Below are 24035 nucleotides of genomic sequence, written 5' to 3'. Positions count from 1 at the left end.
CGACGCGGGGGCGGGGAGCCGCCCCGGCGGCGACACCAGAGCGGGGGCTCACACTCACGAGTCGGTCCGCATCAGGATCGCCCCGCTGGGCGTCAGTCCGCCGCTGCTGACCACGGCGACGCGCGCATCCATGACCTGTCGGTCGCCGGCGTCGCCGCGCAACTGCGTGACCGCCTCGTGGATCAGGCCCATGCCGTGGGTGCGGCCGTGGGACAACTGACCGCCATGGGTGTTCAACGGGATCACGCCGTCACGGGCGATCGCCTGACCACCGTCGAGGAAGTCCTTGGCCTCGCCGATACCGCAGAAGCCGAGCGCTTCCAGCCAGGACAGGCAGTTGAACGAGAAACCGTCGTAGAGCTCGGCGACGTCGACGTCCTTGGGCCGCAGTGAGGTTCGCGTCCACAGGTGCGCCGCCTGGCCGAGCACCTGGGGCTCGTGGGTGAGCGTGCTCTGGTCCCAGTCCGTGCGCTCGACGATCTGCGTGCCGACGGCTTCGAAGAGCACGGGTTTGCGCGGCATGTCCTTGGCGGCATCGACGGCCGAGACGATCACCGCCACGGCGCCGTCGCACGGCACGTCGCAGTCGTAGAGCCCGAACGGCGTGGTGATCATCCGTGCGCCGAGGTAGTCGTCCATGCTCATCGGATCGCGGTAGATGGCGGTCGGGTTCAGCGCCGCATTCGCGCGCTGGTTCAACGCGATCCAGCCGAGAGTCTCCCGCGTCGTGCCGTACCGGTCGAAGTGTCGTTGCGCGTTCAGGGCGAGCGTATGCGCTGCCGACATCGCGCCGAACGGCATCTGCCAACTCGATGTGCGGGCACCACCGGGAGGCGAGGCCTTGCCTTCCTTCATCAGCTGCTGGAAAGTGGCCTCCCACAACGTCCGAAAGCACAGGACGTGACGGGCCATGCCGGTGGCGATCGCCATCATTGCGGCGATGACGGAGCCGCCGGGACCGAACGTGTCCATGCCGCCGTTGATCCACGCCGGACGGATGCCCAGCGCGCCCTCGAGCGCGCTGACGCCGCCCTCGCCCATGCCCGCGATGTCCAGGCCCGGATAGGTGGAGAGCCCGTCGATGTCGTCGAAGGTCAAGCCCGCGTCTACGACCGCCGCCTCGCACGCCTCGATGGTCAGCGACAGCGGCGGCACCATCAGCCGGCGGCCGAGCCGGGACGCGCCGATGCCGGTGATCGCGGAGTGTTCCTCGAACCGCTGTGTGGTCGGCGGGGCGCTGACGTGCTTGGCGAAATCCTGCGGCGCGATCTCGTCCTCGGGAAGCGGACCGGTCCGCTTGTCGGCGCTTGGCCGAAACATCGGCAGGAAGACGGCTCCGGCTTGATCGGCGAGCTTCTCGAACGTGACCTCGACGAGTTGGCCGAGCTCGAGAGCGTCGGGATCGCAGTCGACGATGTTGGTGGTCAACCGAACTCGCGGATCCTCGACGACGGCGACCTGAGCCACCACATACGGCGGCGGCAGGTCGGGGAAGCCGAACCGATGGTTGACCGTGAAAGCCGACAGCGTGGCCGTGCCGGACACGTCGCGAACGCCCATGTTGTGGCTGCGGCAGTACCGGCACACCGGCTGCGGCGGGTGGATCAGCGCGGAGCAGTCGCGGCACTCCTGGATGCGCAACACATTGTCAGCGCCTGCGGTCCAGAAGAACTCGTTGAGAACCGTGAGTTCCGGCAGCGGCCGGGTCACCGGACGAATCCCGAGATCGCTTCGTTGCTGTCGCCGGCCGTCGGATCGGGCTCGGGGGACTCGCGCGGTTCTTCGCGCACGGCGTTGTCGTCTGACGGCCGGTGTTCACCCATGTAGATGATCGCGTGGACGGGACAGTCGAGCAGGGCCCGCATCACCGCGTCGCGGTCCTTCTCCGGCACCGTCCCGTCGCCGATCAGCGACGCGTAACCCCAGTCGTCGAGCGAGAAATACTCTGGCGCGTGCCTGGCGCAGATGCCGAAGCCGTCGCACAGCGTGCGGTCGAGCCGAATCCTCAAGCCGTCACTCATGATTGGGCCACCGCCTCCACTTCGTAGGGTCGGGCTGCTTCGAAGGTGCCGGCGCGGCACGTCTGGCAGTCGTCCGCGAGATGGCGGGCGATCGCCTGAGGGAACTGGCGCAGCAGGCTGGCGGCGATGTTGGTGGCGCCGTCGAGGGTGCCGCAGGCGCCGCGGCCGCGCAACACCACCGACCACCGTTCCAGGCGTGCGACGTCTTCGTCGGTCGCCACCCCGTCGCGTAGTGCCGAGGTGACCGCGCTCATAGCGGCGGTGCCGTTGAAGCAACTCCCGCACTGGCCGGCGTTCTCGCGGTCGAAGTAGGCCATCACCGACGCGGCGACCGCCACCGGGCAGTCGTCGGTCAGGATGGTAATGGCCCCGCAGCCGAGGCCACTGCCCAGCCGGCGCATCGATTCGTGGTCGAGCGTCGCGTCGAGGACGTCGGTGTTGAGCAGGCCGGCGAAGTAGCCGCCCATCAACGCTCCGGTGACGGCTTCTTTGTCGACCCCGTGCACCTGCAGCAGCTCGGAAAATCGTGCGCCGTGGGGAATCTCGTAAAGTGTGGCCGGTCGAGCACCACCGGTGATGGTGGCGAGGAACGTTCCCGGCGACATCGGCGTGCCCACCGACCGGAACGCCTGCGCACCGTGGGCGTGGATGAACGGCAGGTTGGCCAACGTCTCGACGTTACTGACCATCGTCGGCAGCCCGGACACCCCCTCCTCGAAGGGCCGCGGCGGCTTGTCGGTCGGCTTGGCCTGCCCGCCGTTGATGCGCCGCACCGCCGCGGTCTCCTCACCGGCGACGTAACCCGGTTCGACGGTCACGACGGTGACCTCAGTTCCTCCGAACGTGTCTCGCGGAAGTTGGCTCAACGCGGTGCTCACCGCGCTGGCCGCGGGGGAGTCGGAGACGTACACGTAGGCGCGCCCGGCTCCGGCGACAGCGGCGGCCAAGCGTAGTCCGTCGAGCACCAGGTGCGGGCGGTGGCGCAGCAACCAGCGGTCTTTGATCGACGCCGGCTCGCCCTCTTCGCCGTTCGCGACGACTACGGTGTCCGATCCGCGCTGATGTGCGTCGCGCACGGAGCGAAGTTTGGTGCCGATGGGAAAAGCTGCGCCGCCGCGACCCAGCAGTCCGGACAGGTCTACCTGCTCGGCCAGCGCCTCGGCGTCGGACAGCGACTGGTAGCCACCGGCCTGTACGTAATCGGCGTAATCCTCCGGGCCCGAGCCCGCGCCGCGCAGAAGGCGTGGCGCGCAGTCCGGCCAGGCGGTGACGGTGAGTTCGGTAGCGGTGGAGGTCATGAAACGCCCTTGCAATCCGCGGATAGGCTGACGGCCATGAGGACTGCGGTGGTTCGCGTCGGCGTCGACCGCGCAGGCGAACTCGATTCTGCGCAGCTCGATGAGGGTGCGGCCCGCCTGCGCGAGCTGGCCGGCGCGGCAGGCATCGAACTGATCGAGAACAAGCTGTCCGGCCTGCCTGCCCATCGCCGCGAGGTGGAACTGCTTATCGAAGGCGACGATCCCGCGACGCTCACGCGTACCGCTGTCGAGTTGTGCGCTCGCGCCTTTGGCGAGTTCGGCACCACACCGGTACCCGGCGTGGTGACGTTCATCAGTCGCGGCACCGACGCCGATGCGCGCGGCGTGCTCGCCGGGCTGGGCCTGGCCGGCGACATCGAGCGGGTGCCGGGCGACGACGGCTGGGACGTCGTGCACGTGACGTTGCGCAAGGCCGACCTCGAGCGCGTGCCCGAGAGCCGCGTCCACACCGCGCTCGAGGCATCACTGAACTGCGAGGTGCGCATCCGGTCCGTATGAACCGGCGCATGTGCCCCCACGGGGGACGGTCGCCCGCTCACTAGCTGTCCAGGAACTTCAGGATCGCGGGCGCAGCCTGCACCCACGTGTCGAACATGTTGAATCGCTTGACCTTTCCGGAGGCGCGGGCCTCGCCGGCGCGCTCCCAGGCGTCCTCGGGCCACGGCGGGTCGATCAGCTCGGAGCCCTTGATCAGGCAGCTCACCTCGAGCGAGGTCCGCTTCGGATGGTCGAGGTCGTTCTCACCGCCGCGGATGATCAGCGTCGGAACCTTGATGTTGTCGAACATCTCGTCCTCGACGCCGGGGATCGTCTGGCCGGGCTTGGGGACGAACGCGTTGAGCCACCGCAGCATCAGCTTGAGGAACTGATCGGGGTCCTGACCGAGGATACGGTCCCGGTTGGCCGGGTTTTCTTCAATGCGCTGTTTCCATTCGTCGACGGCGGCAACCGCCTTCATGCCAGCGCCACGCACCGCGAGGATGCTCGGCACGATGTAGTACGAGCCCAGTACGAACGAGCCGTACACACCGCCGACGATGTTCCACACCACCAGCTTTCGGACGATCTCGGGATACAGCATCGCGGTCAGCATCGAGTCGCGGGCGCCGCCCGAACCGCCGGCGATGATGCACGGGCCGATGTCGAGACCGGTGATCAACGCGTGCAGGGTGTCGGCGCGCATGTGCGATTCGCTCTGCCCGTAGAACTGGACGTCGGACTTGCCGCAGTTGGGCCGGTCCCACAGCAGCACGCGATAGCCGCCCTTGACCAGTTCCTGCGCCAACGGCCGCAGCCCCTCGATGTCCTTGCTGAACCGGCCGCCAGGGGTGAGCGCGATGAAATCGCCTTCCTTACCCAGGATTTCGTAGACGACATTGCCGCCGTTGAGCTCGATGGTCTTCTCGCCGCGCTTGAGCTTGGGGCCGGCGGACTCCGTTGTGGTCATCGAACTCCTCCGTGTGGGCTCCCGCGCAAGCGCCGAATGACCGCAAAATGCCGAAATCGGTCAGCGTGTCGTGTACGGACACGGTCACTCGCGGTACTGAGGGGTGCACCCATCATGCCTGCACCAGCACCTCGTTGCCGACCACCCGAACCGGGTAGGTGCGGATGCTCCACTCGGGCTTGACCGCGGTGGTGCCGGTGGCCAGTTCGAAACCCCACTGGTGCCACGGGCAGTAGATGTACTCGAGGTCGCGCACCATCACCGCGTCGCCGGGCACGCTGTCGTCGACGATGGTGCGACCGCGGGCGCGGCCCGAACACAGCGGACCGCCTTCGTGCGGGCAGTAGTTCGCGATCGCGTAGAACGTGCCGTTGACGTTGTACACGCCGACGCCATGGCGTCCGATCGGCACCAATTTGTGCTTGCCCGGCGGGATTTCGTCGACGGTGGCCACGACGTGCTCACGCCCCTGGGCCAGCCGGGGCGTCTTCTTCTGCTCGTCCAACTCAGAACACCCGCACCTGGCCCTCGAGGGCCGGAACCGTCTCGGGAAGGTGATACGTGGCGATGCCGTTGCGGAACATCACGGCCTCGCGGGCATGCTCGGGCAGGTGCTTGACCAGCCAGCGGGGATCATCGAAGGTCCAGTGCGGATAGTCGCTGCTGTAGAGGAGGATCTTCTCGCACTCCATCCACTCGAACGCGCGCGACAACTCCGTCTTGTCCTCGGGGTAGTCCAGCGGTTGGGTGGTGAACTTGATGTGGTCCTTGACGTACTCCGAGGGCTTGCGCTTGATGTCCAGCCACGACTTGCGGGCCTCGTAGATCGCATCCATCCGCCACATCAGCGGCAGTATCCACGTGAAGGCGTGCTCCACCAACACGATTCGCAGTGTCGGGAACCGGTCGAACAGGCCGTCGAACACCATGCTCATCACCTGGTTCGCGGCCAGCAGCGAGTAGGTGACCATGAAATCGTGGTTGTAGCTGGGGAATCCGACCGGCGGGATCGGCAGCTCCTCGTGATGGCTGCGCGACAGGTGACAGCTCACCGTGATGTCGTGTTTGGTGGCGGCCTCCCAGATCGGGTTGTACTTCGGATCTCCCCACGCCGGGCGCGGTTCGGCCTTGATCAGGACCTGGCCCATGTAGGGATGCCCGGCCCAGCGCTCGATTTCGCGGGCCGAGTCCTCGGGTGCCTCGATCGCCACGCAGACCGATCCGCGCCAACGCTCATGCCAGTTGTTGTGGCTGTCCAGCCAATGGTTGGCCTGCCAGTCGTTGAGCGCGACGCTCATCGCGTGGTTGACCTCCGGGAACCGCGCCGGGTATGCGGCCGGCTCGAGGACCGCGATGTCGGCCCCGGCCTCCATGATCAGCTGCTTGAACGCAAGGTCGGGATCGCTGCCGGCGAAGTTGCCGTCCGACGGGAACGTGTCGACACGCATCGCATAGGCGTGCGCGTAGTCCGGTGCGTCGTAGTAGATCTGATCGCCGACCTTGCGCGTCAGGAAGTACTTGCTGCGCCACGGCTCCGGGATGTACGGCGTCAACTCGCCCGCTCTCGGCGTCGGATGCACGTCGGAGTCGACGCAGCGCACCGCGACGCGCTCGGCGGCCGGCTTGCGCTCTGTCACTGTCACCGTCATCGTGGCTCCCTGCCTATCGCTGCTTGCCCAAGCTTTCCGATTCCTATCACTGTGCGCTCACAGATGCGCCGACGTCTATGCCGTACAGCTCCGCGGCATTGCGCCAGCAGAGCTTGTCGCGCTGTTCGGCGGAGTACGCGGCGGGGACCGTTAGATCGTTGAGCTGCCAGTGGGGATAGCTCGACCCGTACAGAACCATGTCGTCCTTGCCGGTGAAACCCAGCCATTCCCCGGCATAGTCCACGTCGCCGGGGCCGTCCATCGCCCCCTGCACGAAATACGTGTGGCCCGGCAGGTAATCGCTGGGCATCCGTGGCGCCCACGGCGTCTGCTCGAGGTGTGGCCGGCCGAAGCAGTCCATCCGCCACATGAACGGGGTCATCAGGTCGGCCGCCCCGTCGGCCCACACGAACTTCAACGTCGGCATCCTTTCGAATACCCCTTCGACGATGAGATTCATCAGGTGGTACAGGTAATTCAGCGCCATGAAGCTGACGTAGTTCTCGTATGTCCTGGGCACCCCGGACGGTGTCGGCGCGAACTGGATACCGGCGCCCACCTCGATGTGCACCGCAACCGGCAGGTTCGCTTCGACTGCGGCCTCCCACAGCGGCCAGAACTGCGGCTTGCCGTACAGCTCCCGGGACTGCAGCGGGACACCGATCTGCACCACCCGCGGATGGTCGGCGTACTTGGCGATCTCCCGCAGCGCACCGGTGATGTCGTCGGGGTTGACGCGGATGGTGCCGCGGAACCGGTCGGCGTACGGATTGTCATCGAGCCAACGCGTGACCATCAGCTCGTTGTGTGCCGCGGCGATCGCGGTGCCGAGATGGCGATCCGGCATGATGCCGCGCGTCATCGGGTGCAGGACAGCGACATCGACGCCACGTTCCTCGAACAGCTGCCGGCCGACGAAGTCGGGGTCCGACCCCGGATACATGCGTTCGCGCTCGGTTTCGGGTGCGTACTCGCCGCCGGGCGCGCCGTACCAGTCCATCTCGTAGTCGGGGAATCCGCGGCTCTTGAACGGCTCGCGCATGAAGCTGCGCAGGTCTTTGTTCGACTTGCTGAAGATGTGCACGCTGGCGTCGATGAGCGGCGTGTCGACGGGCGTCGAACTCCCGTCCGGGTGTTGCATCACCAAGGCTGTCCTCCGATGTCATCCGGCGGTCGGCGCGCGCAGGAGAGCAGCGCGCGAAACGCCGGACACCTCCAGTGTAAAGCGTTGTTCTTCAATCGCAAGAATCTAGTTCTCAACGAATCGCTTACTTTTGCGCAGGTCAGGGTGCGCGCTGGTCAGCTGCACGACACGCAGGCCACGAAACGGGGTAGTCAAATCGGGAGAACGGTTACGACGCCATAGGAGAATGTTATTCTCGCCGGGACGCGCTGCACATCTCTGAGGTCCCCGGGAGGCTTGGTGTTACTGGAGTTCGACGCCGATCAGCGACTCTGGCAGGAGACCGTGCGCGACGCGGTCACCAAGCAGTGCCCGGCCTCGCTGGTGCGTGGCATCGCCGAGAACGGGGTCGACCCGACCCCGCTGTGGAAGACCTACGTCGACGCCGGCTGGACCGAGTTGGCCGATCCGGAGAACGCGGTCGAACTGGCGATCGTGCTCGAGGAGCTGGGCCGTGCCACCGACCCGACACCGTTCCTGGCCACCCTGACGCAGTTCGCGCCGTTGGCCGGGGAGCGTTTCGATCCCCAACAAGCCGGCACGGCGGTGTACGACGGCGTCGCCGCGCACCGGGTCGCCGACGGCTGGGTGCTCAACGGTACGGCCCGGCACGTCCTCGACGGTGACCGCGCCGAGCGGTTCGCCGTCGTGACCGAGGCCGGGGTGTTCGTCGTCGACGCCGAGCGGGCCACTTCACGCCGTAGCCCGGTCTTCGATCCGGTGTTGCACGTCGCCGAGGTGTCGTTCGTCGACGCCCGGGTGCCCGACACGGACCGGGTGCGAGTGGACGCCGAACGCGCCCGCCACGTCGCGCTGACCGGGATGGCCATCACCACGGTCGGCGCGTGCCAACGCATCCTCGACCTGGTGCTCGAACACGCCAAGCAGCGCCAGCAGTTCGGCGTCGCGATCGGTTCGTTTCAGGCGGTGCAGCACAAGGCCGTCGACATGCACGTCGCGACCGAACGTGCGCGGGCGCTGTCGTACTTCGCGGCGCTGACGATCGCGGCCGACGATCCGCGTCGCCGGTTGGCCGCGGCGATGGCCAAGGCGTCGGCGGGGGAGGCGCAGGCGCTGGTGTTCCGACACGGCCTTCAGCTGTTCGGCGCCATGGGTTTCACGTGGGAGAACGACCTTCAGTTCGCGCTGAAGCGGGCCAAGGCCGGCGAGCTGCTGCTCGGCGGCGCCGCCGAGCATCGCGCGGTGATCGCGGAGGAATACAGGAGTAACGGTGCAGCTGACTTTTGATTCCGATGTCGAGGAGTTCCGCGCCGAATTCGCGGCCTTTCTCGACGAGCATCTGCCCTCCGAGGCGCAGACGTTGGAGCGGCCGCGGTCGGTGTCGCACATGCCGCAGTGGGCGCGCGACTGGCAGCGCCTGCTGTTCGACAACGGTTGGCTGCTGCCGGCGCAGCCCCCGGAGTTCGGCGGGCGCAATGCCACCGTCGTTCAGCAGTTCGTCCACCTCGACGAGCTGTGCCGTCGGCGCATCTACCACAGCTTCAACCCGCAAGGCGTCAACATCATTGCGGCGTCGTTGATCTCGTTCGGCTCGGATGAGCAGAAGCACCGTTGGGCGGTGCCAGTGCTCAAGGCCGAGATCACCGCGTCACTGGGGATGAGCGAACCGAGCGCGGGCTCCGACCTCGCCTCGCTGCGCACCCGTGCGGTTCTGGAGGGCGACCATTTCGTGGTCAACGGCCAGAAGGTGTGGACGTCCGGCGCGCACGACGCCGACTTCCTGCTGACCTTCGTGCGCACCGACCCCGATGCGCCCAAGCACAAGGGCATCAGCGCGCTCATCATCCCAACGGACACACCCGGTGTGGTGTGCCGCCCGTTCGCCGACATGACCGGACAGGACAACCTCGACTTCAACGAGGTGTTCTTCACCGACGCCCGCGTACCCGCCGAGAACCTCGTCGGACCGCTGAATGGCGGCTGGGGTGTCGCCAACGGGTCACTCGGCCACGAGCGCACGATGATGTGGCTCGGTTTCGCCGACCGGATCGACAACATGATCGCCGACTTCCGGCCGCACACCGAACTGCAGCGCGACCAATACGCCACCACGATCATGGACTACCAGGCGCTACGGGCAATGGGCTCGGCGGCGTTGGCGCGCGCCGCGCGCGGCGAGATGGACACCGCCTCGGTGTCGGTGCTGAAACTCTTTGGCTCCGAGGCCGAACGCCAGGCGATGGAGAACGCGTTGGCCGCCGCCGGCGCCGACGGGCTGATCCATCCGTCGACCTCCGGGCCCTACGAGCACATGAACCTCGACCACTACTTCGCGAGCTGGTTCGAGCGCTACGCCCGCAGTTTCGGCGGCACCATCGCCGGAGGCACCTCGGAGATCCAGCGCAACATCATCGCCACCCAGGTGCTCGGGCTGCCACGGCGCTGACGACGGTGACCGAGACGCTGGATATCGACCGGTCGAAGCCCGGCATCGTTGTCCTGCAACTGAACCGGCCCAACCAGCTCAACGCGATCAACGAAGTCATGCGCGACGAGCTCGCACGGACGCTCGACGGGATCGCCGCGGACACGGCGGTGCATTCGGTGGTGTTGACCGGCGCCGGGCGCGGGTTCTGCTCCGGTATCGACGTGCGGAGGTTCGGCCCCGGGGTGCCCGAGGCGTCGGCGCCGGCGATCGACCGGATGCGTTTTCAGGAGGCGATGGCTGCGCTGCCGCAGGCGATCCGCGCGCTGCCGCAGCCGGTGATCGCGGCGGTGAACGGCCCGTGTGTCGGAGCCGGGTTGGCCTTGTGCCTGGCCGCCGACATCCGCATCTGTTCGACCGCAGCGACATTCGGCAACGCCGCGATTCTGCTCGGCCTGTCCGGCGCCGAGATGGGGATGAGCTACCACCTGCCCAGGATCGTCGGGACCAGCGTCGCGGCCGACTGGATGTTGTCCGGGCGCACCGTGAGCGCCGAGGAAGCCGACCGCCGCGGACTGGTCAGCGAGCTCGTCGAAGCGGACCGGCTCATCGAGCGAGCAGTCGAACTGGCCACGACGATTGCGGGCCTCTCGCCGCTGGGCGTGCAGCTGACCAAGCGCGCGCTGCAGGCCAACACCGACGCGCCGCTGGACGCCGCGCTCGAACTGGAGAACCGCAACCAGGTGCTCAGCCACGCCACCGACGAGGCGGCGCAGCGGCGGCGCACGTGGTCAGACACCTGACGCACGAAAGGACGACCTGTGGCGTGGGACTTCTCGACGGACCCAGAGTGGGCGGAGCAGCTGGCGTGGGTCGAGGAGTTCGTGCGCGAGGAGTGCGAACCGATCGACTACATCGTCAAGGAGTCGCACGACCTCAATGACCCCGTGCGCCAGGCACTGATCCCGCCGCTGCAGGAGATCGTCAAAGAGCGGGGGCTGTGGGCCACCCACCTGGGGCCGCATCTCGGCGGGCCCGGCTACGGTCAGGTCAAACTGGCGCTGCTCAACGAGATCCTCGGCCGATCCGAGTGCGCGCCGATCGTGTTCGGCTCGCAGGCACCCGATTCCGGCAACAGTGAGATTCTGGCGCACTACGGAACACCCGAACTCAAGCAGCGGTATCTGGAGCCGCTGCTGGACAACCGGATCGTGTCGTGCTTCTCGATGACCGAACCCCACGGCGGTGCCGACCCGAAAGTGTTCACCACCACCGCGGTTCAGGACGGCGAACATTGGGTGATCAACGGCGAGAAGTGGTATTCGTCATTCGCGTCGATGGCGTCGTTCATCATCGTCATGGCCATGACCGACCCGGATGCGCCGCCCTATCAGCGGTATTCGATGTTCGTGGTGCCCGGCGGCACTCCGGGTGTCAACGTGCTGCGCGACGTCGGGCTCGGTTACCAACCGCTCGGCGGTGGCGGGCGCGAAGGGTATGTCCGCTACGAGAACGTCCGCGTACCCGACGATCACATGCTGGGACCGCGCGGCGGCGCCTTCGTCGTCGCGCAGACCAGGCTCGGCGGCGGACGCATCCATCACGGCATGCGAACGGTCGGTCTGGTGCGGCGGATCTTCGACATGCTCACCGAGCGCGCGGTGTCGCGCTATACCCAAGGCTCTGTGCTGGCCGACAAGCAGATGGTTCAGGAGATGATCGCCGACTCGTGGATGGAGATCGAGGCGTTTCGGCTGCTGACCCTGCAGACCGCGTGGAAGATCGACAAATACAACGACTACAAGGCCGTGCGCGCGGACATTTCGGCGGTCAAGGCGATGATGCAGAAGGTGTTACACGACGTGTCGGCACGGGCGCTGCAGTTGCACGGCTCGCTGGGCACGTCGCACGAGATGCCGTTCGTGCAGTACCTGACGGAGTCGTTCGTGCTCGGTCTGGCCGACGGGCCGACCGAGGTCCACAAGGTGACGTTGGCGCGGCTGCTGCTCAAAGACGTCGCGCCGGCGCCTGACGCGTTTCCGTCCGAGCACCTGTTGCGGTTGCGGGCAGCCGCCGAAGCCAAGTTCGCCGACAAGCTCGCGGGTATCCCGCGGAACTGACTGGGAGGGCTCTCGATGTCCTGTGACGGCAAGGTCGCGCTGGTGACCGGCACCAGCCGAGGGCTGGGTAAGGCCATCGCGATGCGGCTCGCCGCCGAGGGCGCGACCGTCGCGTTGACGGCCCGCACACTCGAGCCGGACCCGAAATACCAAGGCTCCCTCAGCGAGACACTGGCCGAGATCGAGACCGAGGGCGGGACGGCGGTCACGGTGGCCGCCGACCTGTCCCAAAGCGACGAGCGCGAGCGGCTGTTCGCCGAGGTGGTCGAAAAGGTCGGAGCCCCCGACATTCTGGTCAACAACGCGGCGGTCACCTTCTTGCGACCGCTGGACTCGTTTCCCGAGCGGCGGGTCCGCCTCATGACCGAGATGCACGTGATGGCCCCGCTGCACCTGACGCAGTTGGCCATTCCGGCCATGCGTGCGCGCGGCCGCGGCTGGGTGCTCAACGTGACGTCTGTCGGCGGCGACCTGCCCACCGGTCCGCCGTTCTCCGAGTTCGACCGCACCGCCGGTTTCGGCGTATACGGGACGGTCAAGGCCGCGCTGAACCGGCTGACCAAAAGCCTTGCCGCCGAACTGTACGACGACGGAATCGCGGTCAACGCCGCCGCGCCGACCAATCCGGTCGCCACCGAGGGCGCGGGCGCGCTCGACCTCGCCAAGACCGACACCGAAGACATCTCGCTGATCACCGAAACCGCGTTCCAGTTGTGCACCGGCGACCCGAAGACGCTGACCGGTCGCATCGCCCACACCCAGACGTTCCTGGCTGAGATCGGCCGGCTATGACCCGCGAGTGTGGGATCGTGTCACGCCATCCGGCGGTTCCGCGTGACGGTAACCCACGTTCGGCGCAAGGAGGGGCCGTCGAATGAAAGTCCAGCCCGCCGCGTACCTGCGCACCACGCTGCCGCTGGACCTGTCGAACCTCGAAACGCTCGACAGCGGCCGCTACCACTCGATCTGGCTGCCCGACCACATGGTCAGCTTCTGGCCCGACTCCATCTGGACACCCGAATTCACCGATCTGGCAAGCGTTTCGCCGTCACCGCACCGGCACCTCGACGGGATGGCTGTTGCGGCCGCCGCTGCGGTGATGACCCGTAACGTGCCCCTTGCGACCAGTGTCGTCGACACCGTCCGGCGCCACCCGTCACTGCTGGCGCAGAGCGCGCTGACCATCGACCACCTCGCCAACGGCCGCTTCATCCTGGGCCTGGGTAGCGGTGAGACCGAGAACACGGTGCCGTACGGCTTCGACTTCAGCAGACCCGTCAGCAGGTTCGAAGAGGCACTGCGCGTCATCCGGCTGCTGTGGCAGAGCGACGGTCCCGTCGACTTCGACGGCCGGTTCTACCGCCTGCGGCACGCGCGTCTGGACACCGAACCGTACGACGGACGCTTCCCATCGATCTGGATCGGCGGCAGCGGGCCCCGCACGCTCGACATCGTCGGGCGCTACGCGGACGGATGGTGGCCGACGGGGGCGTGGACACCGGAGGATTACGCGGAAAAGCTTGCCGCGGTGCGGCTGTCCGCCGACAAGGCTGGCCGCGACCCGGCGGCGATCACGCCGTGCTTCATCCAGGTGTGCCTGGTGGGTCGTGACGACGCCGCGATCGCCGAGATCCTGGACGCGCCGCTGGTGAAGTCCTTCCTGCTGCAGGTGTCCGCCGAGGTGCTGCGCAAGGCGGGCTTCGAGCATCCGATGGGCGAGGGTTGGCGCGGATACCAGGACATCGATCCCGCGGTGCTCACCCGCGAGCGCATCGTCGACTTCCTCGACCGCGTGCAACCGGAGATGGTCTTGGCGATGGTGCCGCACGGCACACCCAAACAGCTCGCCCGCGTCATCAAGGAGTACGTCGACGCGGGCTTGCGCGTGCCGAAGGTCATGGATTACGGCGCCATGGCGGGCCTGCGGTACACCGCGCAGTCGGCGCAGAACGTGCGCGAGGTGGAGGACGAGCTGATGAACCTGTGCGGAGACGTGCAATGACTCATCTCGACGCCGGGGAGATACTCGCCCGCGCCGAGGCTGAAACCGGGTTGCACGACTACGGCGATCCGACACTCCCCGAGCGGTTTTCGTTGGTGGTAGACCATCTGAATTCGGTCGGCATGGACGCCGACGGTCAGCGGCGGGCCGCCGAGGTGTGCCACTGGCTGCTGGCCTCGCGGCTGGAGTTCTTCGCCGACCGACGCCGCTATCCGCTCGCCGCGGAGGTCGTCGAGGCGCCGATGTTCGTCACCGGCGAACCGCGCTCGGGCACCACGCTGATGCACGCGCTGATGTCGGTGGATCCGGAATCCCGCGCGCTGCGGTTCTGGGAGGTGATGTACCCGTCACCGCCGCCGGGCACCGTCGAGGGCGACGATCCGCGGCGCGCACGCGCGGACGCCGACTGGCGCGAGATCAACGCCAAACTGCCGAAGTGGTTGCACAGCCATCCCTACAACGACATGCTCGGCGACGGCCTGCCCGAGGACGAACGGACCTGGGCGTTCGACTTCCGGGTGCTCACGCCCACCGCGTGGTGGCGGGTGCCCATGCAGACCGTCGTCGGCGGGTTGCCCACCGACCCGTCGGCGCAGTACCGGATCCACAAGGCGATGCTGCAGCAGTTCCAGTTCGGTCGGCCCCGTAAACGGTGGGTACTCAAGGGGTTCCACGGATTCCGGCTGAGAGAGTTCTTCGACGTTTATCCCGACGCGACATTGCTCTGGTTGCATCGGGACCCGGTCCAGGTCGCGGCGTCGCGCACGATGATGATGGCCGACATCGGTGAGGGCATCGTCGGCCCCGTCGATCTGCAGGCCGCCGCGAAGATGCACCTGCAGTTGACCCGCGAGAGCATCGCCAACACGATGACCAATCCACTGGTGGACGATCCGCGGATACTGCACGTGCGCTACACCGACTTCGTCGCCGATCAGGTCGGCACCGTGCGTCGCTACTACGAGTTCGCAGGCCGGGCGCTGAGCGCGGATGCCGAGACCGCGATGCGCGCCTACCTGGCCGCCAACCCGGGCGATCGGCACGGAAAGTTCCGGTACTCCACTTCGCTGCTGACCGACATCGGCGAAGATCTCGACGCCTTGCACGATGAGTTCCGGCCATTTCGGGAGCGTTTCGGCGTCGAAATCGAGAAACGGGGCTGAGGTGACCGACGACCGGGTGTCGGTGCACAGCGTCACGTTCATGGGCGCGTCGCTGCGCGAGATGGAGTCGCACTGGCGGGCGCTCGGCGTCCGGCGGCTCAGCTTGATCGACTCGCAGTTGGCCGAGCCGGAGCTGGCCCCGATGGTCGCGAGCGGGTATTCGGTCGAAACGGTGTATCACCTGTTCTCGTCGCGTGATTCGCTGTTGCGGGTCATCGACACGGCCGCGGCAGCCGGAACGCGGGTGGTCTACATGCTGACCGGCGGACGCGGTGGGCTTGACTGGGCCGCCGCCGCCGAGCGGTTCCGCGATGCGGTCACGCCCTGTGTGGCGGCCGCCGAGCAAGCCGGTGTGGCGCTGGCGATCGAGAACGCGTCCAGTCTCTATGCCGACATCCACATCGCCCACAGCCTGCGCGACACCATCACACTGGCAGAGATGGCCGGCCTGGGCATCTGCATCGACCTGTTCCACTGCTGGGCCGAGGCGGAACTGCCGACGCTGCTCGAACGCGCGTTACCGCGAACGCAGGCGATCCAGTTGAGCGACTACGTGCTCGGCGACCGCGCCCTGCCCGCGCGTGCCGTGCCCGGTGACGGCGCCATTCCCATCGAGCGCTTCGTCGGCGCGGTGCTCGAGGCGGGATATCCCAACCATTTCGACCTCGAACTCATCGGGCCGCGCATCGAGCGGGAGGGCCGCCTGGAGGCGTCCCGGCGCGCGTGCACCGTGGTATCGGCGATGCTGGAAGAACGCGACGGCTAGGAGACGGCGATGGCGTTCGGAGACGGCCCGGATGATGCGGCGCTGAAGTCGGCGTGGGAGTCGTTCTGCGACCGGTTGAAGGCGGCGGGGGATCGGGTTTTCAAGGACCACAACCCGGTGTCCGGCGCCCAGCGTGTCGACGGATTCCGGTTCCTGACACAGAATCTGGGCCAGGCCTTCGACTTGGCACTGGAGACCCGGGACACGCGATACCCGATGATCCACACGTTCTGCCATCCCAGCCGCAAACTCGGTGGCGACTGTGCGGACTTCCTCTATCAACAGGCGTGGATCGACGGGACGTCGGCATACCGCATCACCGGTGAACGCGGCACGGCCAGCTTTCTCAACATCACCGTGCAGGGGCCACGCCGCGAAGGACCCGGTGTGTTGCACGAACCGTTCGGCGATGCGCCCGAGGCGAACCTGACCGGCGCGGAACTGCACACGGCGCCCGACGGAGACTTCGACGTCTACATCGGCGGGGCGCGGCGCGACCGAAACTGGCTGCCCACCACGCCGGGGACGCGAAAGCTGTTCATCCGCCAGGGTTTCGACCGCTGGGACGAGCGCCCGGCCCGGATGCACATCGAGCGCGTCGACATGGATTCCCCCCGACCGCTGCCCACTACGGCCGACATGGTGACGGCGATCGACTGGGCGGGCGACTTCCTGACCGGAATGATGGCCGACTGGCCCGAATATCCCTTCGCCTACGGGGGAGTCGACGCCGACCGGCCCAACGCGTTTCCAGAAATCGCGTCGACGGGCGCGGACGCGAAGCGAGGCCGCGCCGCGGTGAACATGCACTGGCGGCTGGCGCCCGACGAGGCGTTGGTCATCGAGTTCGCCGCCCACGACGGGCTCTGGATGCTGACCAACATGGGGGCATTCTTCACCAGCATGGACTACCTGTACCGCCCGGTGAGCTACACGCCCAGCCGCACCGCCGTCGACGACGACGGCCGGGTGCGAATCATTCTGTGCCACGACGACCCCGGCTATCACAACTGGTTGGACACGCAGGGTTTCGAACGGGGGAACGTGACCTACCGGCACATGCTCGATGGCGAGCCCGCAACGCTGACGACGCGGCTGATCAAGCGGACCGACCTGGCCGAGGCGCTGCCACCGGACACCACGACGGTGACGCCGGCGCAGCGCGCCACCCAGCTGTGGGATCGGTTTCGCGGTGTTCGGCAGCGCTACGGGTGGTAGCGCGGCCGCGGCTACAGCCGTTGCAGCTTGAACGTCCAGAACTGCATGCCGGGCGGACCGTTGAAACAGCCGACGTTGTAATGCGACTCGATGGTCCCGACCAGCGAAACCTCGTCCCACGAGTAGGTTTCGCGAGTGGGAAGTACCTGGCCGGGGCAGCGCAATCCGTCGGGCACGTCCACGGTCATGGTGTAGCGACCATTGACCGCCCGGGCCTGACCTTCGTAATACGCGTAGAACTTCAGCCGCGGCCGCGCGCTGACATATACGCAATCGGGCTGCTTGTCCGGCCAACAGGGATGGATGAACCACGCCCACGAAGCTCGGTCGTACCTGTTGGTGAGCAGATCGTAGTTACCCCAGGTCATCGTCGCCTGCGCCGGCGGCGGCGACACGACGAGGCCCGCGGCCATGAGGAGCGCGGCCGCCACGACAAAGATCCTCAAGCGCTTCAACGTCGGTCCTCCCGATACCCCGGCCCGCTGCTCATCAAAGCATCTCGCTGTGCGCCACGCCTACCGATCAGGCGATGACGGCGGCTTCCTTGCGCTCGGTGATCGGCCGCGCCAGCTCCTGGTCGTCGCAGATGCGCTGCAACTTCTCCAACGTCTCGTCGAGGCCCGGGCCGAGCGGCTTGCTCGGCGTGAACGTCGCGGGCAGGTTGCGCATACCCTGGATGACGCCGATCGTGTCGTAGTGCACGGTGCCTTCGGGGTCGCACACGTAGTCGGGCATCCGGTCCAACACGGCGGTCAGCATCGACTTGAAGACGGTGCGCGCCACGTTGGAGCCGACGCACCGGTGCACGCCGATGCCGAAGCTGAAGTGCCGGTTGCCCTTCCGGTCGAGAATGACCTCGTTCGGTTTCTCGAACACCGACGGATCGCGGTTGGCCATTGCCCACGACAGCCAGAGCCGCTCGTACTGCTTGAACCGCTGACCCTCCACCTCGACGTCTTCGGAGAACGTCCGGCCGTCGCCGGGCGCCGGAGTGAAGAAGCGCAGGAACTCCTCGGTGGCCGGGTGCAGCAGCTTGTCCCGCTCGCGGCTGAGCCGTTCCCGTTCGTCGGGGTGCTCGCCGAGCCATTCCAGCGCGTGCGCGGTCAGTGCGGTCGTGGTGTCGAAACCTCCGCCGATGATCAGCCCCAGGTTGCCGAGGATCTCCATGTCGGGCGCGGGTTCGCCGTCGATGCGCAACTGCACCAACGCGTTCACCAGCCCGGGGCGCGGATTCTCGCGGATCTCCATCATGTTGTTGATGAGGTCGATCCCCATTTCGCGGTGCTGCTCGTTGATCTTCTCGCGCTCGGGGGAGTGTTCGGGTGTGTACACCGAGGCGTGGGTCGGCTCGCTGTAGACGTTCCACTTCTTGAGATCGATACCCATCATCGCCAGCGTGAAGACGGCGGGCACCACGTTGGCGAGGTGTTCGACGAAGTCGATGCGACCCGTTTCGATGTGCTCATCGAGGGCCGCACGGGTGATCTCGTCGACGAAGGGTTCCCAGCGTTTGATCGCGGCGGGAGACAGGTACGGGTTCAGCGCACCGCGGTAGGTACTGTGCTCGGGCTCGTCCATCTCGAGGATGCCGCCGCGAACCACCGTGGCACGGCTGGCCTTCGGGATCGTGATGCCCTGAAACGGCGTCTCACCGGTGATGTCATGGTGATTGGACACCGCCGGGCAGCGGGCCAGTTCGAAGACATGCCTGCTGTCGGCGGCGACCCAGTGCCCGTTGTAGGTATCCGTCCAGGCCATCGGGCACCGGGACTGCATCTCCTCGGTGATCTTCTCGAACTGCAGCCGGTATTCCGGTGTGTGCCGGTCGAAGTGGTACCTGTTCTTCTTGCGGTCGTCGTCGGTCGCGACATCCTCGATGGTCACGGCGCGTCTCCTATTGCGTTCTCGGCGGCCGGCGGTAGCGGCGTCATTCGATGACGATGGCCTGTTCCGGACATGACTGCGCCGCCTCCCTCACCAGCTCCTCCTGATCGGTGGGCACCACTTCGTTCACCGGCGATGAATGGCCGTCGACATCGTCGAGTTCGAACGAATCGGGTGCGATCATCGCGCACAGCGTGTGTCCCTGGCAGCGCGTTCCGTCAACCGAAACCTTCACTGTCGCCACTCCTTTCGCCTAGTTGTGGTAGTCGTACCACTTCAGGTAACCGCCGGCGTCGACGCGCAACTGCGCACCGGTGACGAAGCGCGCTTCGTCGGAGGCCAACCACAGCACCGCATTGCTGATGTCCTCCGGCTCGATCCACGGCACCTTCATGGCCTGCTGGACGTAGAACACCGGCTCGGCGTCCTTGAGCTCGGGCTTCTCGAGGTCGGGCCGGAAAGAGCGGTACATCGGCTCGCTCTGCAGCATGTTGGTGTTGCAGTTGGTGGGATGCACGACGTTGGCCCGGATGCCGCGCGGTGCGAGCTCGGTCGCAAGATCGTGCACGTAGGCCGACAGTGCCCGCTTGGAATGCACGTAGGCCATGCCGCCGGGGTCGTTACCCGGGTCGTTCTTCTGATGGGTGTCCATCAGCGCCGCCGTGGATCCGGTCGCGATGATCGACGCGCCCTCTTTGAGGTGCAGCAGCGACACCTGGATCGCGTTGATCGTGCCGATCAGGTTGGTGTTGATGACGTCGATCCAAGCCTGAAGGGGCGGTTGGCCTTTCATCCCCGCGACGCCGGCCTGTGCGACGACGATATCGAGCCCGCCCAGCTGGGAGATTCCGTCCTCCAGCGCCGCCTTCAACTGCGAGGCTTCGCGCACGTCGGCCTTGGCGGTGACCACGCGCTGACCGGTCTTCTCGATGAAGGCCGCGGTCTCCTCGAGATCCTCCGGGGTGGCCATCGGGTAGCCGATGGTGTCGATGTTCTCGCAGAGGTCCACCGCGATGATGTCGGCGCCTTCCTCGGCCAGCCGTACCGCATGGCTACGCCCCTGCCCACGCGCCGCACCGGTGACGAATGCGACCTTGCCCTGTACGCGTCCCACTCGAGATCCTTTCCTGTTGTCTTCGCTCGCTATGTGTTTCGGCCGCCGTTGACGCCCAAGATCTGCCCGGTGATGTAGCCGGCCTCCTCGGAGACCAGGAATGCGCATGCGGCCGCGATGTCCTCCGGCCTGCCGATCCGGCGCACCGGGGTGGTGTCGATGTTCTGTTGCACCACCAGGTAGCCGCGCTCCTCGGACTTGCGCAGCATCGGGGTGTCGATGAATCCCGGAGGCACCGCGTTGACCGTGATGCCGCTGGGCCCGTATTCCAGCGCAAGCGACTTCGTCAGCCCGTTGACCGCCGACTTGGCCGCCACATATGACGACATGTAGGGCTGCCCGGAATGGGTGCTCGACGAGGAGATGTTGACGATCCGGCCCCACCCGGCCTCGACCATGTCGGGCAGCACCGCCTGGATGCAGTGGAACACCCCGTTGAGGTTGACGTCGATCACGCGTTGCCAGTCGGCGAATGTGAGATCGGTGAAGCGTTTGAACTTCTCCATGCCGGCGGCGTTCACCAGAACCGTCACCGGTCCGAGTTGGGCCCGCACCGCGTCGAGCGCCTCGTCCACCTGAGCCCGGTCGGTCACGTCCGCGGTGAAGGCGAACTCTTCGTCCGAGGGGTTGATATCGATGACGGCAACGTGCATGCCGTCAGCGCGCAGGCGGTGCGCCACGGCCTGTCCTATGCCCGAACCACCTCCGGTCACGACGGCGTTCTTCATGACTCCGCCTGGGCTTCGGTCATCGTGCTCTCCCCCTGCCCTTCGGGCGGGCGGTACCCCCATGCGTGCGCGACGCCATCAAGAATCGTCCTTTCGATTATGAGAACCGTACTCTCGCGCTTCGCAACTCCGCAAGACACGACGCCGCTGCGATTCGCACTGGTGAGACGGTTGGGGGCCGATTGTCGCACCGTTATCCGCAGGCAGTGGCGATTCCCGCCATTTCCTTGAGTTCTCTCCAGGCGAATGTATGATTCGCCGGTGATGAGAATGAAGTTTCCATCACACCACAAGCACATTAACCACGCCGGCAAAGGCTGCTGAGGAGGATGATGCAGGAAGCGACGACCATCTCGGGTGACGAAGCGGCTCCGGAATCCGCAGTCGAGCGGCGGCTGCTCATCGGCGGAAAGCTACTCGAGACCTCCCGGACGTTTCCTTCCATCAACCCCGCCACCGGCGAGGTGCTCGGTCATGCGCCGGACGCCACGGTCGCCGACGCCGAAGCCGCCGTGAGTGCGGCACGCCGCGCGTTCGACGAGACCGACTGGTCGACGAACACCGAACTGCGCATCCGTTGCCTCGAACAGTTCCACCGGGCACTGGTCGAGCACCGTGACGAACTCGCCGCGCTGACGATCGCCGAAGTCGGTGCCACCGAGGCGCTCTGTCAGGGCGCACAGCTGGACCAACCCATCGAGATCGTGCGCTACTACGCCGAGCTGTTGAAGAGCTATCCGCTGACCGAGGATCTCGGCAATATCGAGAGCCGCGGCATGCAGCACCACCGTTGGGTGGAGAAGGAAGCCGCAGGTGTGGTGGCGGCGATCATCGCCTACAACTATCCGAACCAGCTAGCACTGGCGAAGCTGGCGCCGGCCCTGGCGGCCGGGTGCACGGTGATCCTCAAGTCCGCGCCCGACACCCCGCTGATCACCCTGGCGCTCGGTGAGCTGATCGCCGAGCACACCGACATCCCAGCCGGCGTCGTGAACGTGCTCAGCGGGGCCGACCCCGACGTCGGCGCAGCGTTGACCACCAGCGCGGACGTGGACATGGTGACGTTCACCGGATCCACGCCGACCGGCCGCCGGATCATGGCGGCCGCGAGCGAGACGCTGAAGAAGGTCTTCCTGGAACTGGGCGGCAAGTCCGCCGCGATCGTCCTCGACGACGCCGACTTCAACATGGCCGCGCTGTTCAGTGCGTTCAGCATGGTGACCCATGCCGGGCAGGGCTGCGCGTTGACGTCGCGGCTGCTGGTGCCGCGTTCGCACCACGACGAGATCGTAGAGATGATCAAGAACAACTTCGGCCTCGTGCGTTACGGCAACCCGGCCGAACAGGGCACCTACATGGGCCCGCTGATCAGTGAGAAGCAGCGCGACAAGGTCGACGGCATGGTCAAGCGTGCCGTGGCCGCGGGCGCCACGTTGGTCACCGGCGGCGAGAAGGTCGACCCGGGCTACTTCTATACGCCGACGCTGCTGACCGACGTCGATCCCGACAGCGAGATCGCGCAGGAGGAAGTGTTCGGTCCCGTACTGGTCGTCATCGCCTACGACGACGATGAACACGCGGTGCGGATCGCGAACAACTCGATCTACGGACTGTCGGGCGCGGTGTTCGGCAGCCAGGACCGGGCGCTGGCCGTCGCGCGTCGGATCCGCACGGGCACCTTCTCGATCAACGGCGGCAACTACTTCAGCCCCGACAGTCCGTTCGGCGGATACAAACAGTCCGGCATCGGCCGGGAGATGGGCACCGCGGGACTCGAGGAGTTCCTGGAAGCCAAGACCTTTGCAACGGTGGTGAATTGATGAGTAGGCCGCTCGAGGGGATTCGCGTCCTCGAAGTCGCGATGTACGGTTTCGTTCCGTCGGCAGGCGCGGTGCTGCGCGAGTGGGGCGCCGACGTCGTCAAGGTCGAACACGCGGTGACGGGTGACCCGCAGCGCGGGCTGCGGCAGACCGGCCTGCTGCGCGTCGAAGGCGACCCGAATCCCAACATCGAGCACGCCAACCGGGGCAAGCGCAGCATCGGCCTGGACATGTCGGTGCCCGAGGGGCGCGAGATCTTGCTGGTCCTGGCGAAAAATGCCGACGTCTTCTTGACCAGCTTCCTGCCCGGACATCGGCAGAAGTTCGGCATCGACGTCGACGACATCCGCGCCGTGAATCCCGACATCATCTACGCCCGCGGCAGCGCGCTGGGCCCGCGCGGCGAGGAGTCGGTCAAGGGCGGCTACGACATGACCGCGTTCTGGTGCCGGGCCGGCACCGCGGCCACGATCACGCCGCCCGGCACGCCGGGCATGGTCGGGCCTCCCGGACCGGCATACGGCGACACCATCTCGGGTACGAACCTGGCCGGCGGGATCGCCGCGGCACTGCTGAAACGCGAGCGCACCGGCGAGCCGTCGGTGGTCGACGTCTCGCTGCTCGGCAGCGGGTTGTGGTCGCTCGGGCACACCGTCGCGCTGACCAAGCATCTCGGCCAGCGCATGGAGGCCTTCCCGCCCGGTGTGCACGGCTCGCCGATCAACCCGCTCGTCGGGCTCTACCCGACCGCCGACGACCGCTACATCTCGTTCGTGATGATGCAGCCCACCAAGTTCTGGGCCGACGTCTGCACGCACATGGACCTCGACGAGCTCGCCGACGATCCCCGGTTCGCAACGGTCGAGTCGATCGCCGAGAACACCGAGACGGCCGCCGAAATCCTCAAGGAGGCGATGTCCAAGCGGCCGCTGGGCGAGTGGAGCGAGCGGTTCGCGACGCTGCTCGGGCCGTGGGCACCGGTGCAAGACACCCTGCAGGCCGCCGAGGACGCGCAGATCCGGGCGAACGAGTACCTGGTGCAGGCGGGCGAACTCGAACTGGTCGCAAACCCCGTGCAGTTCGATGTCGCCGCTCCGCAATCCGGACCCGCGCCCGGCTTCGCGGAGCAAACCGACGAAATTTTGCTGGAACTCGGGTTGGATTGGGACCGCATCATCGAGCTCAAGACGGCCGGCGCGGTCACCTAGGTTCGAG

24 protein-coding genes are annotated in these 24035 nt (G+C 66.7%); 12 read left to right on the top strand and 12 right to left on the bottom strand.

Features of this window, described 5'->3' with window-relative positions; genetic code table 11:
* Positions 1 to 54: 54 nt before the first annotated feature.
* Genes AU185_RS22415 through AU185_RS22405 form a run of 3 tightly spaced genes read right to left on the bottom strand, consistent with a single transcriptional unit; the run spans position 55 to position 3319 of the window.
* Positions 55 to 1710: a thiolase C-terminal domain-containing protein gene (locus AU185_RS22415; protein ID WP_059101946.1), complete on the bottom strand. Its 1656-nt coding sequence runs from the start codon at positions 1708 to 1710 to the stop codon at positions 55 to 57.
* A complete protein-coding gene (locus AU185_RS22410) occupies positions 1707 to 2021 on the bottom strand; it encodes a ferredoxin (protein ID WP_059101945.1) in 315 nt (104 codons plus the stop codon). The genes AU185_RS22415 and AU185_RS22410 overlap by 4 nt, the downstream gene beginning before the upstream one ends.
* The gene (locus AU185_RS22405; RefSeq protein WP_059101944.1) at positions 2018 to 3319 is read right to left on the bottom strand and encodes an NADH-ubiquinone oxidoreductase-F iron-sulfur binding region domain-containing protein; all 1302 of its coding nucleotides are present in this window, start codon (positions 3317 to 3319) and stop codon (positions 2018 to 2020) included. The genes AU185_RS22410 and AU185_RS22405 overlap by 4 nt, the downstream gene beginning before the upstream one ends.
* Positions 3320 to 3355: 36 nt before the next feature.
* Between AU185_RS22405 and AU185_RS22400 the strand changes: the two genes are divergently transcribed.
* Positions 3356 to 3838 (top strand): hypothetical protein, encoded by a 483-nt coding sequence (locus AU185_RS22400; RefSeq protein WP_059101943.1) that lies wholly within the window; start codon positions 3356 to 3358, stop codon positions 3836 to 3838.
* Between the two features lie 40 nt (positions 3839 to 3878).
* Here the strand turns inward: AU185_RS22400 and AU185_RS22395 are convergent, their stop codons facing one another.
* The 4 genes from AU185_RS22395 to AU185_RS22380 all read right to left on the bottom strand — a co-directional run bounded on the left by AU185_RS22395 (position 3879) and on the right by AU185_RS22380 (position 7577).
* Complete coding sequence (locus AU185_RS22395; RefSeq protein WP_059101942.1) at positions 3879 to 4787, bottom strand: alpha/beta fold hydrolase; 909 nt, start codon at positions 4785 to 4787, stop codon at positions 3879 to 3881.
* A 112-nt stretch (positions 4788 to 4899) separates the two neighbouring features.
* Positions 4900 to 5292, bottom strand: a complete 393-nt coding sequence (locus AU185_RS22390; protein ID WP_059101941.1) for a Rieske (2Fe-2S) protein — start codon at positions 5290 to 5292, stop codon at positions 4900 to 4902.
* A 1-nt stretch (position 5293) separates the two neighbouring features.
* Positions 5294 to 6436 carry an amidohydrolase family protein gene (locus tag AU185_RS22385; RefSeq protein WP_059101940.1) on the bottom strand — a complete coding sequence of 381 codons (1143 nt, stop codon included), beginning with the start codon at positions 6434 to 6436 and terminating at the stop codon, positions 5294 to 5296.
* A gap of 46 nt (positions 6437 to 6482) precedes the next feature.
* Positions 6483 to 7577, bottom strand: coding sequence for an amidohydrolase family protein (locus AU185_RS22380; RefSeq protein ID WP_172800179.1), 1095 nt, complete (start codon positions 7575 to 7577; stop codon positions 6483 to 6485).
* Positions 7578 to 7859: 282 nt separating this feature from the next.
* On the opposite strand from AU185_RS22380, the gene AU185_RS22375 reads away from it, so the two are divergent.
* The 9 genes from AU185_RS22375 (at position 7860) to AU185_RS22335 (ending at position 17274) form a co-directional block, all read left to right on the top strand.
* Entirely contained in the window at positions 7860 to 8867 is a 1008-nt protein-coding gene (locus tag AU185_RS22375) for an acyl-CoA dehydrogenase family protein (protein WP_059101938.1), read from the top strand.
* A complete protein-coding gene (locus tag AU185_RS22370) occupies positions 8851 to 10026 on the top strand; it encodes an acyl-CoA dehydrogenase family protein (RefSeq protein ID WP_059101937.1) in 1176 nt (391 codons plus the stop codon). The genes AU185_RS22375 and AU185_RS22370 overlap by 17 nt, the downstream gene beginning before the upstream one ends.
* A gap of 5 nt (positions 10027 to 10031) precedes the next feature.
* On the top strand, positions 10032 to 10808 hold the full coding sequence (locus AU185_RS22365; RefSeq protein ID WP_059101936.1) for an enoyl-CoA hydratase/isomerase family protein: 777 nt from the start codon (positions 10032 to 10034) through the stop codon (positions 10806 to 10808).
* A gap of 18 nt (positions 10809 to 10826) precedes the next feature.
* Positions 10827 to 12125: an acyl-CoA dehydrogenase family protein gene (locus AU185_RS22360; protein WP_059101935.1), complete on the top strand. Its 1299-nt coding sequence runs from the start codon at positions 10827 to 10829 to the stop codon at positions 12123 to 12125.
* A gap of 15 nt (positions 12126 to 12140) precedes the next feature.
* On the top strand, positions 12141 to 12917 hold the full coding sequence (locus AU185_RS22355) for an SDR family NAD(P)-dependent oxidoreductase (protein ID WP_059101934.1): 777 nt from the start codon (positions 12141 to 12143) through the stop codon (positions 12915 to 12917).
* An 82-nt stretch (positions 12918 to 12999) separates the two neighbouring features.
* Positions 13000 to 14127 carry an LLM class flavin-dependent oxidoreductase gene (locus AU185_RS22350; protein WP_059101933.1) on the top strand — a complete coding sequence of 376 codons (1128 nt, stop codon included), beginning with the start codon at positions 13000 to 13002 and terminating at the stop codon, positions 14125 to 14127.
* On the top strand, positions 14124 to 15290 hold the full coding sequence (locus tag AU185_RS22345) for a sulfotransferase family protein (RefSeq protein WP_059101932.1): 1167 nt from the start codon (positions 14124 to 14126) through the stop codon (positions 15288 to 15290). Before AU185_RS22350 ends, AU185_RS22345 begins: the two co-directional genes overlap by 4 nt.
* Before the next feature lie 40 nt (positions 15291 to 15330).
* Positions 15331 to 16056: a sugar phosphate isomerase/epimerase family protein gene (locus AU185_RS22340; RefSeq protein ID WP_059102099.1), complete on the top strand. Its 726-nt coding sequence runs from the start codon at positions 15331 to 15333 to the stop codon at positions 16054 to 16056.
* 9 nt (positions 16057 to 16065) lie between these two features.
* Positions 16066 to 17274, top strand: coding sequence for a DUF1214 domain-containing protein (locus AU185_RS22335; RefSeq protein WP_059101931.1), 1209 nt, complete (start codon positions 16066 to 16068; stop codon positions 17272 to 17274).
* Positions 17275 to 17285: 11 nt separating this feature from the next.
* Here AU185_RS22335 and AU185_RS22330 read toward each other — a convergent pair whose 3' ends face one another.
* The 5 genes from AU185_RS22330 to AU185_RS22310 form a co-directional block, all read right to left on the bottom strand.
* Positions 17286 to 17729, bottom strand: a complete 444-nt coding sequence (locus AU185_RS22330; RefSeq protein ID WP_059101930.1) for a hypothetical protein — start codon at positions 17727 to 17729, stop codon at positions 17286 to 17288.
* Positions 17730 to 17796: 67 nt separating this feature from the next.
* Positions 17797 to 19158 (bottom strand): cytochrome P450, encoded by a 1362-nt coding sequence (locus AU185_RS22325; protein WP_059101929.1) that lies wholly within the window; start codon positions 19156 to 19158, stop codon positions 17797 to 17799.
* A gap of 43 nt (positions 19159 to 19201) precedes the next feature.
* Entirely contained in the window at positions 19202 to 19393 is a 192-nt protein-coding gene (locus tag AU185_RS22320; protein WP_059102098.1) for a ferredoxin, read from the bottom strand.
* 18 nt (positions 19394 to 19411) lie between these two features.
* Positions 19412 to 20272, bottom strand: coding sequence for a mycofactocin-coupled SDR family oxidoreductase (locus AU185_RS22315; protein WP_059101928.1), 861 nt, complete (start codon positions 20270 to 20272; stop codon positions 19412 to 19414).
* Positions 20273 to 20301: 29 nt separating this feature from the next.
* Entirely contained in the window at positions 20302 to 21000 is a 699-nt protein-coding gene (locus tag AU185_RS22310; protein ID WP_059101927.1) for an SDR family NAD(P)-dependent oxidoreductase, read from the bottom strand.
* A 332-nt stretch (positions 21001 to 21332) separates the two neighbouring features.
* Here AU185_RS22310 and AU185_RS22305 point away from each other — a divergent pair, with 332 nt between their 5' ends.
* Positions 21333 to 22820 carry an aldehyde dehydrogenase family protein gene (locus tag AU185_RS22305; protein ID WP_059102097.1) on the top strand — a complete coding sequence of 496 codons (1488 nt, stop codon included), beginning with the start codon at positions 21333 to 21335 and terminating at the stop codon, positions 22818 to 22820.
* The gene (locus AU185_RS22300; RefSeq protein WP_059101926.1) at positions 22820 to 24028 is read left to right on the top strand and encodes a CaiB/BaiF CoA transferase family protein; all 1209 of its coding nucleotides are present in this window, start codon (positions 22820 to 22822) and stop codon (positions 24026 to 24028) included. Before AU185_RS22305 ends, AU185_RS22300 begins: the two co-directional genes overlap by 1 nt.
* The last annotated feature ends 7 nt before the right edge of the window (positions 24029 to 24035 follow it).

The organism is Mycobacterium sp. GA-0227b, assembly GCF_001499855.1.
GTDB lineage: Bacteria > Actinomycetota > Actinomycetes > Mycobacteriales > Mycobacteriaceae > Mycobacterium.
This window is presented reverse-complemented; position numbering and strand designations above follow the sequence as displayed.